This is a genomic window from Kaistia algarum, assembly GCF_026343945.1.
Lineage (GTDB): Bacteria > Pseudomonadota > Alphaproteobacteria > Rhizobiales > Kaistiaceae > Kaistia > Kaistia algarum.
In genome coordinates this window covers 522,129-535,001 of record NZ_JAPKNJ010000003.1, presented here as the reverse complement: position 1 = coordinate 535,001, position 12,873 = coordinate 522,129, and the positions used below count along the sequence as shown (strand labels likewise).

Here is a 12,873-nt window from a genome sequence, read left to right as displayed (position 1 = left end):
TATGAACTGAGTTGATGTAGCCCCCATCTCGCTTACTCTCAGTTAGGAGGCAGAGACGGAGCGAGCGCGCCCGCCGGCACGTCGAATCCAGGCGATTGGCTCGGCCCCTTTGCCGCCTCTGCAGCCTTAGCTGCCGCTGCGCGGTCGGCTTCCGCTTTGGCCGCAGCAGCCTTCTTCACGGCCTCGGCCGCGGCGGCGGCCTTGCGATCCGCTTCTGCCTTCGCCTTCGCGACGGCTTCCGCCGCAACCCGGTCCGCCTCGGCCTTGGCCGCCTCCGCCGCTTGCCGGTCCTGCTCCGCCTTGGCGGCGGCGGCCCGGCGGCCCGCGTCCTCGCGGAAAAAGCGCATCAGCCGGTCGAGCTTCTCCTTCTCGCGGATCTCGGCCTCGAGCTTTTCGATGCGCTCGTTCTCGCGCTCGGACGCGCGGATCTGCAGATAGCCAGTGAGCGGCGACACATCGACGATCCGCTCCGGCGCCTCGAACGGGCCGCGAAACACGAGGCCGACCTGTGGGACGACGCCCGCAACCTTATCGTCGCCGGGATCGACGGTAAGTGTCCACTGGCTGTTCAGGGTCGCCGCGTTCAAATCTATCGTGGCACCGCCGACGATGGTCGCGCCGCCAGTGGCCACTTCGAGGTTCTGGGCCCGGATCGTGCCGGCGCCGACCGTGAAGGCGCCCTCGATCCGCTGGAACGGCAGCGTACCGGCATCGAGATAGCCGGCGAACAGCTTCTTCAATTCGGCTTCGCCGAGATCACGCCCCGCATCGGCGGCCCGGAGGATCGACCCGAAGGCAGCCGGATTGACGAAACGCGCGGTGCCGGCGCCGATCTTCAGCGAACCGCTGCCGGAGAGGCTGGATACGACCCCTGCCATGGATCGGCCGGAGCCCTGGACCTGTCCCGACAGGTCCATCTTGCCATCCGCGACCGAGCGGCCGTCGCGCTGCCAGGCGAGTTCGGCAAGATCGGCGCCCTGCACCGAGAATTGCGCCGCAACACTGGCATCGCCGCCCGGATTCTGGATCGAGAGTGAGCCATTCGCCGTCCCACCGGCGAGGTCGGACTTCGTCAGCTGGAGTTCCGCGCGACCGCCCGAAATCTTGACGCCGAGCGCCGCGTTGGCGAGCGTCAAGCCATCGGCGACGGCAAGGCGGTCAGCGTTGAACGTCAGCGCGACGTCGAAGCCGTCGATCGTCGGCGTCCCGAACGAAGTCTTCGACCACGGACCTGAGAGATCGTCCCCATCGGCGGGGAGGCCGAGCGCAAGGCGTGTCGGAAAGGCGAGATCGGCGCTGTCGAGGTCGACGGTTCCCGAAAGCTGCCAGCGCCCGGCCACAGGCGCAAGTTCGACGCTGCCGCTCGCAAGCGAACCCGCGATCTTCGCATCGCGGAAAGTCGCCTGGACGCCGGTACCGGCGACGTCGACCGCTGCGGTGAGCGCCAAGGGCCGCGCCGGCTCGGCACTCGGCAGGCCGCCGATAGCCAGGCCGAGCGCCGGGTTGAGATCATTGCCAGAAAGGTCGAGCTTGCCATGAGCGGCCAGCTTCGCATTCACGTCGACACCGAGCCGCCCGTCAAAACTGTAGTCGAGCCCGGCGAAGGTGCCGCCAAAGGCGACCGGAACGCCATCGGCCAACGCGCCGCCACCCCCGGGCTCCATCTTGAGAATGAAGGGCCCAGCAACGCCCAGAGGCGGACTGGCATAACCGACCTGCCGCAGCACCTGGCTGGAATCATCATTCTTCACCAGCGCGGAAACCTTGACGACGCCGCTCTGCCAATCGGCTGGCCGGCCGTTCCAGCCCAGCGCCACATCTAACGTCGTTCCCGCGAGGCTGCCATTCAGCCTGAGATTGGCATTGGTGCCGCCGTCCACCGCCTGAGCCGTCACATTCGCCTGCAGATCCGCCGGACCGAGATCTGCCGAGGCGACGGTGAGCCAGCGGGACAGCTGCGTGTTTGGCAAGAGCCGCAGGGCAAGATCGGCGACGCCGCCAAGCGCTGCGGCCTTGAGCGTCACCGAGACCTGCCCGCTCGGGGCGGTGGCAAGGTCTTCGATCCGGCCGTCCGCGGCGACCGAAGCGCCGGCGACATCCTCGATCGTCAGCTTGCGAACGTTCAATATACCGTTTGCGTAGCTGCCATCGGCGAAGACCTTCGAGAATATCGTGTCGTCGGCGACCAGCGTGCCGGCCGCGATCTTGATAGAGATCGCATCAGCAATCCCGCCCGGATCGGATGGGTTGCGGCCGGCGAAGATCCCGGTCAACGCGGCGATCTGGTCATAGTCGAAGCGATCTGCCTTGACGTCGATGGCAAGATCGCGACGACCGCCATTGGTCCCGGTCTCCCAGCGAAGACTGCCGCGCAGGCTCGATCCGCCCAGCTTGGCCGACACGTTGGAGATATCGAAGGCGCGCGGCGAAACGGAAAGCTGTCCCGACATATCGAAAGGCTGGAGCGGCCTGCTGTTCGCCTCGTCGCCGCCGCGCCACCAGGACGCGAAGATTGACGGTTGGTCGGAAGCGAGTCGCACACCGCCGGCGAAGCTCGGCACCGGGGCGCTACGCAATACGCCGTCGCCGGTGAGCCGCGTGCGGCCGGGAAGATCGGCGCCGAACTCCTCGATCTTCCAGCCGCCGTTCACCGTCGAGGCGTCAAAGCGCAGGTTCTGGATCACCGAGCCGCCGACGATGACGCCGGGTATATCGAAGCCGATCCTGCCAGGGATGGATGGCGTCGGCAGGCCGGAAAGCGCTCCCACCAGCGAGGCGATGGCCTGGTCGATATTGGCCGGCTGGTTCGGGCCCTTGCCGATGGCCCGGTCGAGGTCGAGCTGCCGCGACTTCAGTACCGCATCGAAGCGCATCGCGGTGCCGAGATCGATCGATGCCGAGCCGGCAAGGCCATAGGGGCGATCCTCCCGCCCGGCGACCAGGGCCAGTTCCGGCACGAGCAACATAGAGGGCCGGAGATCGAACTTGCCGCTTGCCCGCCATCCGGGCGGCTGCCCCTTGGCGGTGTCGCCATCGGCGGCAATCCGCGCCAGCGAGAAGCCGCCGTTCCAGAGGATGCCCTTGTCATCGAGGCTGACATCGCCCTCCGCGCCGAAAGCGATCGGGACCGAGGCTGGATTGGCCTCGACCTTGACCCGCAGCGTGCCGTTTTCGGCGAGGCGTCCCGTCGCGACGCGGAAAGCGGTCTGCCTCCCCTCGACCTCGGCCCCGCCCTCGACCTTCCAGGGGCCGAGCAGCGAGCGCGCATCCAGCGTGGCGTTGACGTTGGAAACAGCGACGACCCGGCCCGAGCGGCTGTCGAGATAGGAAAGCGAACCATCCGTGATCTCGACGCGCTGCAGGCTGACGGCGTCGGGATCGAGCGCCTTCGAGGCTTCGGAGCGCTTCAACCAGTCGATCGAGCCGTCATCATTGATGGTGACGTCAAGCTGCGGCCGCTCGATCGTCATGTCGACGACCCTGAACGTTCCGGTCAGAAGCGGAATCAGATCGACATGAACGGAGAAGCGGGCGACGCGCATCATCGGCTCGTCCGCGGTGCCGCCGATCTTGACGTCGGTGAAGGTCAGCCACGGGGTCGGAATCAGCGAGGCATCCGCCGATCCGAGAACCTGGACCGGCTGGCCGAGAATCTTCTCCGCCTCTCGCTCGAAGGTCGAGCGATAGGCGTTCCAGTCGATGAACCAGGGCACGACGAGCGCCGCCACGAGGACGGCAATGATGAACCCGCCGAGGATCAGGTACAGCTTGTTCAGGGTAGCCTCTCCGTCGCTCTCGGCCGCGTCATGGACCGGGAACTATCATGGATCGGGAAAGATCTTGCAGGGATTGAGAATTCCGAGCGGATCGAGCGCATTCTTGATCGCCCGCATGATCGGCAATCCACTCGGGTGCTCAAGCTCCATATATTTGCGCTTGCCCTGGCCGATGCCGTGCTCGCCAGTGCAGGTGCCCTCCATGGCGATGGCGCGCTCGTTGAGCCGGCCGACAAAATGCTCGGCCGCGGCGACTTCGGCCGCATTCTCGATGTCGATAAGCAGCTGGACGTGAAAATTGCCGTCGCCGACATGGCCGACGATCGGCGCGATCAGTCCGCTCTCCTCGATGTCGGCCGTCGTCTCGGCGACGCATTCCGCCAGCCGCGAAATCGGCACGCAGACATCCGTCGCAACCACGGAAGCGCCGACGCGCAACCCCTTGGCCGCGAAATAGGCCTCATGGCGCGCATGCCAGAGCTTGGAGCGGTCCTCCGGCCGGGTGGCCCAAGCGAATTCGCCGCCACCAAGCGAGGCCGCGATCTCGCCGAACAGCTCGGACTGCTCCTTGACCGAGGCGCTGGAGCCATGGAACTCGACGAACAGATGCGGCGTCTCCTTGAGGCCGAGCTTGGAGAGATCATTGGTGGCGCGGACCATCAGCGCGTCGAGCAGTTCGATGCGTGCTACCGGGATGCCGCTCTGGATGGTCAGGATGGTCGCGTTGCAGGCGTCCTCGACGGTCGGGAACGAGCAGACGCCGCCTGCGATCGCTTCCGGAATGCCATGCAGGCGCAAGGTCAGCTCGGTGATGATTCCAAGCGTTCCCTCAGAACCGATAAGAAGCCGAGTAAGATCGTAGCCGGCCGAACTCTTCTTGGCCCTTCCCGTCGTCTTGACGATCGCGCCATCGGCCATCACGGCGGTCAGATTAATGACATTGTCGCGCATCGTGCCGTATCGCACGGCGTTGGTGCCGGAGGCGCGCGTCGCCGCCATGCCGCCAAGGCTGGCATTGGCACCGGGATCGATCGGGAAGAACAAGCCCTGGTCGCGCAGATGGTCGTTGATCTGGTGTCGCGTCACGCCCGCCTCGATCGTGCAATCGAGGTCTTCTGCCCGAACGGCGAGAATGCGGTTCATGCCCAAGAGGTCGATCGAGATACCCCCCTTCGGGGCGTTGACATGGCCTTCAAGGCCAGTGCCGGTGCCGAACGGGATGACGGGAACGCGCGCCTCGGCGCAGATGCGCACGATTTCCGCTACTTCCTCTGTCGACTGGGCGAAGACGACGGCATCGGCCGGCTCGTTCGGCAGCCAGTTCGTCGTGTTCGCGTGCTGACGGCGGATCTCCGCCCCTTGCGACAGGCGATCCCCGAACCGGGCCTTCAGCTGACCCAGAACGCCGGGCAGCCCATCCTCGCCACGCCCGCTATCCTTGCGCAGCGCCGAAACAACCATTGCCTATGCCTCCGCTGAAATTCGCGGCCGCCGGCCACGCGAAGGGCAAGGTAGCAAAACCATCCTGCTGCGCCAAAGACTTCCTCGACTTTTCCGCTTGCGTCGAAGGGTCCTGACGCGCTCCGCCCCCGGGCGCGGGCGGAGCGAACCATAAAAGCGGAGCCTCAGGCGGCTCGGCGGACGAAACGCAACAGGACAAGCACGATGATCGCACCGATCGCCGCCGCGATGATCGAGCCTATGATGCCGCCGCCGAGACTGATTCCAAGGGTCGGAAACAGCCAGCTGGCGACAAGCGCGCCAATGATTCCAACGATGATGTTGCCGATGAGGCCGAAGCCGGCGCCCTTGACGATCTGGCCGGCGAGCCAGCCCGCGATCGCGCCGATGATGATTGCAATGACGAGCCCCGTGAGGTCCATGCGCAGTCCTCCTTGTAACGAATCGCTCTCCAAGCGGGCGAAACGCCATGAAAGAGTTCGCCTGCTGCGACAAATCGTCAAGGCAATCGGCTTGCCGGCGAAGGGGCGTCCCGCCACGACGGGGACGAAATCGCCGCAAAGCTGGAACCGAAGCGGCGCTCGGTCCATATTTGTTCTCATGAATCTTTCTTCGAATCGACTGCAGCGCTGATGGCATCCTCCTCCGATCCCTCCGCGCCCGGCATCCGCCCCGGCGGCATAGCAGCCCGGGCGCTCGGCGCGCGCGCGCCGGCCGCTGCGCCTGACTATGTCGTGCGGCTCAACCCCGAACAGCGCCTCGCCGTCGAGACGACGGAGGGTCCCGTCCTGGTGCTCGCCGGCGCGGGCACGGGCAAGACGCGCGTGCTGACGACGCGGATCGCCCATATCCTCGCCAGCCAGAAGGCGTGGCCGAGCCAGATCCTCGCCGTCACCTTCACCAACAAGGCGGCGCGCGAGATGCGCCATCGCATCGGCGATTTGATCGGACCCTCGGTCGAGGGCATGAACTGGCTGGGCACGTTCCACTCTATCGGCGTCAAGATCCTGCGCCGCCACGCCGAACTCGTCGGCCTCAAGTCGAACTTCACCATCCTCGACACCGACGACCAGGTCCGGCTGATGAAGCAGGTGATCCAGGCCGAGGGCATCGACGAAAAGCGCTGGCCTGCCAAGCAGTTGGCCGGTCTTATTGATTCGTGGAAAAACCGCGGTCTGATACCGAAGGATGTTCCGCCCGGCGAAGGCGGTGGCTTTGCTGCCGGCAAGGGCGTCCGGCTTTATGCCGCCTATCAGGAGCGGCTCAAGGTCCTCAACGCCTGCGATTTCGGCGATCTGCTGCTCGAGAATCTGCGCCTGTTTCGCGAGCATCCTGACGTACTCAAGGAATATCACGAGCGCTTCCGCTACATGCTGGTCGACGAATACCAGGACACCAACGTCGCCCAATATCTCTGGCTGCGGCTGCTGGCGCAGGGGCGGCGCAACATTTGTTGCGTCGGCGACGACGACCAGTCGATCTATGGCTGGCGCGGCGCCGAGGTCGACAACATCCTGCGCTTCGAGAAGGATTTTCCGGGCGCCGTCGTCATCCGCCTCGAACGCAATTACCGCTCGACCGGCCATATCCTCGGCGCGGCCTCGCATCTGATCGCCCACAATGAGGGCCGGCTCGGCAAGACGCTGTTCACGGACGCGAATGATCCCGACGCCGCCAAGGTGCAGGTCGCCTCATCCTGGGATTCGGAAGAGGAGGCGCGCGCCATCGGCGAGGAGATCGAGGCGCTGCAGAAGAACGGTCATGCGCTGAACGAGATGGCGATCCTGGTGCGCGCCTCGTTCCAGATGCGCTCATTCGAAGACCGCTTCATCACTCTCGGTCTCCCCTACCGCGTCATCGGCGGCCCGCGCTTCTATGAGCGCGCCGAGATCCGCGACGCGCTGGCCTATTTCCGCATCGTCGTGCAGCCGGCCGACGACCTCGCCTTCGAGCGCATCGTCAACACGCCGCGCCGCGGCATCGGCGAGACGACGGTACGCCTGCTCTATGACCACGCCCGCTCGCGCCAGATTCCGATCGTGCAGGCAGCCGAGGAACTGACGCAGACTTCCGAAATCGCTGCTAGAACGCGCACGGCGCTGCGCGACCTCATCGCCTCGATCGCGCGCTGGCGCTCCAACCTTGGTGCGATCAAGCACACGCAGCTCGCCGAGACGATCCTGGACGAGAGCGGATACACGGAGATGTGGCAGCAGGACCGCTCCGCCGATGCGCCGGGGCGGCTGGAGAACCTGAAAGAGCTGATCCGCTCGATGGACGAATTCGAGTCGCTCGAAGCCTTCCTGGAGCACATCGCGCTCGTGATGGACCGGGATTCGGCCGAGAACAACGATTCCGTCTCGATCATGACGCTGCATTCGGCCAAGGGTCTCGAATTCGAGACGGTCTTCCTGCCCGGCTGGGAGGAAGGACTCTTCCCCCACCAGCGCGCCCTCGATGAGAGCGGCCGAGCCGGCCTCGAGGAAGAGCGCCGCCTCGCCTATGTCGGCATCACAAGGGCGAAGAAGCGCGCGCTGATCTGGTTCGCCTCGAACCGCCGTATCCACGGCCTCTGGCAATCCAATGTCCCCTCGCGCTTCCTCGACGAATTGCCAGAGAAGCACGTCGCGGTCGTCGAGCAGACATCGAGCTATGGCGGCTACAATGTCGGCGGCGTCGGCAACTACGGCGCCAGCCGGTTCGACCGCGCCGACCCCTTCGCCAACACCTATTCGACCCCCGGCTGGCAGCGCGCCCAGAAGAACCGCACGGCCGGCACCAAAAGCCAGTCCTATTCAGCCTCCCGGATGATCGAAGGCGAACTCATCGCCAAATCGACCACACCGCAATCCGACTATTCGGTCGGCGAGCGCGTCTTCCACCAGAAATTCGGCTATGGCGCGATCACCGAGATCGAAGGCAACAAGCTGACGGTAGATTTCGAAAAGGCAGGGACGAAGAAGGTGGTGGATAGTTTTGTTACGCGGGGGTGAGGCGTGGTCGTGCTGGACCCGCACTGTCGACTTGGCTTTATGATCCGTTCCTGGTTGTGGCCCAGGAGACCTAGGCTACCAAATGTCTGTCTTCGAAGGGCGCAGCCTGATCGCTAGAGACTCGTCAACTTGACGTCCTGCAGTTGAATAGACGGTCAATCTGTGAATAGCTCTGTGCTTCGGCTTCCTCGGGGGGATGGAATGCGGGCACTGAGTGCTGCACTATTATTGCTTTTTATTACCAGCGCTTGGGCAGTTCCGTTTTTAGACATTCTGTCTTATGGATGGCTTTTGTGCGCAGGATACGCATCCGTCATCCTACTTCTAGCTCCTGTCGGACTTTCATTAGGGCTTCTATGTATCGGAGGTGCCCTTGTTGCTTTTCTTGTATTTACGAACGACATCAAAATCGACCGGACGCATCTTCCGTTAACTTTCACAGATCTTAGAATTTCTTTCGACAATCCTGCGGGGTTGGCGGAAGCCATGGGACTTCCTCACGTGGCCGTCGCGCTGATCAAGGGGGCGTTGATCCTGATTGCGATCGCGCTAGTCGGCCTAATGCTGCGAGGCTGGCGTCGCCGCCAGGCTGCCGAGAAGCCACAACTGCCCTTGGTCACTCTGGTCGCGCTATTTGGGGTTTTGTCGATCTCGGCGACGCTATTCACAGTAGAAGCTAGCCATGAATTTGGCAGGGCTGCCAACGCAGACCCCAATTTCTGGAATCCAGATGGGGTTACTCAATTCTCAAGACGCATCGGATTGGTGCCGTTCCTATTGGCGACACGCTGGCTCGATTCCGAGGCACGCGCCGCGTTCGTCGATTCATCGTCGGACGGCATCAACAAAGCGGACATGGCGCTTGCCCGGCAATTCATCCGCCCAACGACAATCGATAAAGACAAGCTTCCAAACATCGTCCTGATCCAGGCGGAATCGACCTTTGACCCGAACACCGCCTTTCATCTAGCTGAGCCATACGCAAATACAATTCTGGTTCATGATTCTATGACCGTTGCGATGGGACCGTTGAAGATAATCCCGATCGGCGGCGGGTCATGGGTTTCCGAATTCGAAGCAGTTACCGGACTTGATTCACGATTATTCGGTTATTTCGGATACTACACCCACGCATCGGTGTCGCCCTATGTGAAAGGCGGGTTTGCAAGATATCTTCGCAGCAAGGGCTATCAAACGTACGTCTTCTATTCATGGCCAGGCGAATTCTTTAATGCGCGCAGTGCTTATGGCCATTATGGTTTCAACACATTCCTCGATAGCCACGACCTTGGCAGAGGCGATGGTGGCGGGGAGACCGACTTGCAAATGGTCGACGACTTCGTTGCGCGCATGAAAACGGATCGCGCCAATCCTTTCTTTGCGTTCATCCCGACGTCCGAGAACCACGCGCCGCACGAGTGCCTCCACTTCAAGCCCGGCGACACGATGATTGCGACGCTGGCCGGTACTGACTCATTCGGAATCAACTGCCAGCTCAACGAATATATGCTGCGCATGCGAGATACCGCGGTTGCGTTCGACAGGGCTCGAGACTTTCTCGCCGATCTGCAGCGGGAAACGGGCCGCCCCTTTGTCATCGCGCTCTATGGCGACCACCAGCCACATACCTTTACGGGGACCGACACGGCTAAATTTGATTTCACGCCGTATCGGACGAAAGAATCGGTCCAGCATACGGTTTTCAAAATCGACTCCAGCCTCCCGAACGTTCTCGACATACCCACACCGTTACCACTCTCGCTCATGCCGACTCTCCTCAGCGCCTTCGTGGCCGGTGATGCAGACGATCTCTATCTGCCGGCCAATCTTGCGCTGTTCGCGGCCTGCGGAGAGGATTTCTTCAAAGGCGCCTCCAGCTATGAAACAGCGGTCAGTGAAAGCCCCTTTTCAGACACCGAATCGAAGTCGTGCAGCGATATGCGAGCACGGGCGGTCGGCGCCTATCGCAAAGCCGGAGCGTTCTGAGCGGGTCACCTTGCAGCCGATCGATCGGATCGCCGGTTAGAACGGGGGAGAAACAAGTTCATCTGCTTTCCCTCCTCATGGAGCCGGGGGTATGTAGCGGTTTGCTTATTCGGATTAGATCCCATGACCCTCATCGCCTCCCTCACCGTCGCCACAGAAGCCGCCGCGCAGGCGCTGGTCGAGGCGCTCGGCGCCTCCGAGGAACTGGACTTTCCGACCGCGGCCACGACGGAGCAGGCCGATCAGAGTTGGGTCGTCGACGTCTATTTCGAGGATAAGCCCGACGCAGCCGCGCTGAACGCGCTGGCCGCCAGCGTGCTCGGCTCCAATGCGCCCGCCTTCAAGATCGCGCCGCTGCCCGACGAGGATTGGGTGGCGAAATCGCTGGAAGGTCTGAAGCCGGTGCGCGCCGGACGCTTCCTCGTTCATGGCAGCCATGACCGCGACAAGATCCAGCCCGGCGACATCTCGATCGAAATCGAGGCGGGCGAGGCGTTCGGCACGGGCCATCACGGCACGACGGCCGGCTGCCTGGCCGAGATCGACCGCCTCTGCTCGGCGCGCGACTTCAAGAGCATCCTCGACCTTGGCACGGGCACGGGGGTACTCGCCATCGCGCTCGCCAAGGCCTGGGGCAAAACCGTGCTCGCCACCGACATCGATCCTATCGCGACCCGCGTGACGGAAGAGAACGCGGCACTGAACGGCGTCGGCGCGTTGATCGAGGCGGCGACGGCCGAGGGTTTCGGCAATCCCGTCTTCGCGGCGAACGCGCCGTTCGACCTCGTCATCGCCAATATCCTGGCCGGCCCGCTGATCGCGCTCGCGCCCGAAATCGCGCGCCACCTGACCCCCGACGGCACCGTCGTGCTCTCCGGCCTGCTGGTCGCGCAGGGTCCGGCCGTCACCGCTGCCTATGAGGCGGAAGGATTGCGCCTCACCCGCTCCGGCGAGATGGAAGGCTGGCTGACGCTGACTCTGGAGCGGTGAGCGCTTCTCTCCGACCCTCCCCTTGAGGGAGGCGTCCCAGCGGATGTGCACCTTCCCGAACAGGCGAAGCAATCCCTCCCCCAAGGGAGGGCTCAAGGAAGATCGACGCCCCTACCCCTTCATCGATCCCGTCTTCTCGAGCCGGTCGTACCACTCGAACGCCTCGTTGAGCAGGTGCGGCGTCTGGCCGCCGCGCTTCAGCGCGCGGGTGAAGTAGTCGCGCGCCTGGTTGCGGAAATCAGCGTGCATGCAATTGGCGATGATCAGCTCCGCGCGCTCGCGCGGGGCGAGACCGCGCAGATCCGCAAGGCCGTTCTCCGTCACGACCACGTCGACATCGTGCTCATTGTGGTCGACATGCGGCACCATCGGAACGACGCGCGAGATCGTGCCGCCCTTGGCCAGCGACTTGGTGACGAAGACGGCGAGATAGGCGTTGCGGGCGAAATCGCCCGAGCCGCCGATGCCGTTCATCATGTGCGTACCGCCGACATGGGTCGAATTGACATTGCCATAGATGTCGCATTCGAGCGCGGTGTTGATACCGATGATGCCGAGGCGGCGGATGACCTCGGGATGGTTCGAGATCTCCTGCGGCCGCAGGATCAGCCGGCTCTTGTATTGGCCGATATTCGGGAAGACCCGCGCCTGGCAGGCTGATGACAGCGTGATCGACGAGCCGGAGGCAAAGACGAGCTTGCCGGAATCAAAGAGGTCGAAGGTGCTGTCCTGCAGAACCTCGCTATACATGGTCAGGTCATGGAACGGACTATCGATCAGCCCAGTCAGAACGGCATTGGCGATCGAGCCGATGCCCGCCTGCAGCGGCCCGAGCCGGTTGGTGAGCCGTCCCTTCCTGACCTCGGAGGAGAGAAACTCGGTCAGATGCCCGGCAATCGCCCGTGTGTCGTCATCTGGCGGCGTTGTCTCGGCGGAGCTGTCCTGCTGGTCGGTGACAACGATGGCGACGATTTTGGCCGGATCGATCGGAATGAAGGGCAGGCCGATGCGGCTCTCTGGCGCGACGACGGGGATAGGCTCGCGATAGGGGCGCCGCGTCGGGATATAGATGTCGTGTATGCCCTCGAAATCGGTGTGCTGGCCGAGATTGATCTCGACGATCACTTGTTTGGCGAGAATCGCGAAGGTCGCCGTGTTGCCGACGGAGGTCGTCGGCACGATCGCGCCCTCGCGGGTGATCGCCGCCGCCTCGACCACGGCGACGTCGATCGGACCCATCTGGTGCGAGCGGACGAGTTCGACCGTCTCGGACAAATGCTGGTCGATGAACATCACTTCGCCGCGATTGATCGCGGCGCGCAGCACGGGGTCGGACTGGAACGGCAGGCGGCGCTTCAGCACATGGGCTTCGGTCAGCACCTTGTCGACGCCGCTGCCGAGCGAGGCGCCGGTCATCAGCGTAATGCCGAGCGGCTCGGTCTTCGCCCTCTCGGCCAGTGCCAGCGGCACGGCCTTGGCATCACCCGCACGGGTGAAGCCACTCATGCCGACGGTCATCCCGTCCTTTATGAAGCGGGAGGCCTCGGCCGCCGACATGACCTTGTCGCGCAGCGAGGCGAGGCGGATACGATCCTGAAGCATGACGGTCCAGCCAGACGATAAGACTGCCGGACCATAGTACCAAGCCAGGGTGATAAGCACGCCAG

Annotated in this window: 7 protein-coding genes; 3 read left to right on the top strand and 4 right to left on the bottom strand. The window is 63.6% G+C overall.

What is annotated here, in order from left to right; all coding sequences use genetic code 11:
* Positions 1–38 precede the first annotated feature (38 nt).
* From OSH05_RS20755 to OSH05_RS20745, 3 genes are all read right to left on the bottom strand, one after another.
* Positions 39–3,758 (bottom strand): AsmA family protein, encoded by a 3,720-nt coding sequence (locus tag OSH05_RS20755; protein WP_266352982.1) that lies wholly within the window; start codon positions 3,756–3,758, stop codon positions 39–41.
* A 63-nt stretch (positions 3,759–3,821) separates the two neighbouring features.
* The gene (locus tag OSH05_RS20750; RefSeq protein ID WP_104217768.1) at positions 3,822–5,237 is read right to left on the bottom strand and encodes an FAD-binding oxidoreductase; all 1,416 of its coding nucleotides are present in this window, start codon (positions 5,235–5,237) and stop codon (positions 3,822–3,824) included.
* A gap of 164 nt (positions 5,238–5,401) precedes the next feature.
* Entirely contained in the window at positions 5,402–5,659 is a 258-nt protein-coding gene (locus OSH05_RS20745) for a GlsB/YeaQ/YmgE family stress response membrane protein (RefSeq protein WP_104217769.1), read from the bottom strand.
* A 210-nt stretch (positions 5,660–5,869) separates the two neighbouring features.
* On the opposite strand from OSH05_RS20745, the gene OSH05_RS20740 reads away from it, so the two are divergent.
* The 3 genes from OSH05_RS20740 to OSH05_RS20730 all read left to right on the top strand — a co-directional run bounded on the left by OSH05_RS20740 (position 5,870) and on the right by OSH05_RS20730 (position 11,206).
* A complete protein-coding gene (locus tag OSH05_RS20740; protein WP_104217770.1) occupies positions 5,870–8,230 on the top strand; it encodes an ATP-dependent helicase in 2,361 nt (786 codons plus the stop codon).
* Between the two features lie 201 nt (positions 8,231–8,431).
* Positions 8,432–10,216: a sulfatase-like hydrolase/transferase gene (locus OSH05_RS20735; RefSeq protein ID WP_104217771.1), complete on the top strand. Its 1,785-nt coding sequence runs from the start codon at positions 8,432–8,434 to the stop codon at positions 10,214–10,216.
* A 123-nt stretch (positions 10,217–10,339) separates the two neighbouring features.
* A complete protein-coding gene (locus OSH05_RS20730; RefSeq protein WP_104217772.1) occupies positions 10,340–11,206 on the top strand; it encodes a 50S ribosomal protein L11 methyltransferase in 867 nt (288 codons plus the stop codon).
* 111 nt (positions 11,207–11,317) lie between these two features.
* Here OSH05_RS20730 and OSH05_RS20725 read toward each other — a convergent pair whose 3' ends face one another.
* On the bottom strand, positions 11,318–12,808 hold the full coding sequence (locus OSH05_RS20725) for an acetyl-CoA hydrolase/transferase family protein (protein ID WP_104217773.1): 1,491 nt from the start codon (positions 12,806–12,808) through the stop codon (positions 11,318–11,320).
* Positions 12,809–12,873: the final 65 nt, after the last annotated feature.

Coding starts and splice junctions, on each gene's coding strand:
- OSH05_RS20745 (WP_104217769.1), bottom strand. CDS start 5,659: ATGGACCTCACGGGGCTCGTCATTGCAATCATCATCGGCGCGATCGCG.
- OSH05_RS20740 (WP_104217770.1), top strand. CDS start 5,870: ATGGCATCCTCCTCCGATCCCTCCGCGCCCGGCATCCGCCCCGGCGGC.
- OSH05_RS20750 (WP_104217768.1), bottom strand. CDS start 5,237: ATGGTTGTTTCGGCGCTGCGCAAGGATAGCGGGCGTGGCGAGGATGGG.
- OSH05_RS20730 (WP_104217772.1), top strand. CDS start 10,340: ATGACCCTCATCGCCTCCCTCACCGTCGCCACAGAAGCCGCCGCGCAG.
- OSH05_RS20735 (WP_104217771.1), top strand. CDS start 8,432: ATGCGGGCACTGAGTGCTGCACTATTATTGCTTTTTATTACCAGCGCT.
- OSH05_RS20725 (WP_104217773.1), bottom strand. CDS start 12,808: ATGCTTCAGGATCGTATCCGCCTCGCCTCGCTGCGCGACAAGGTCATG.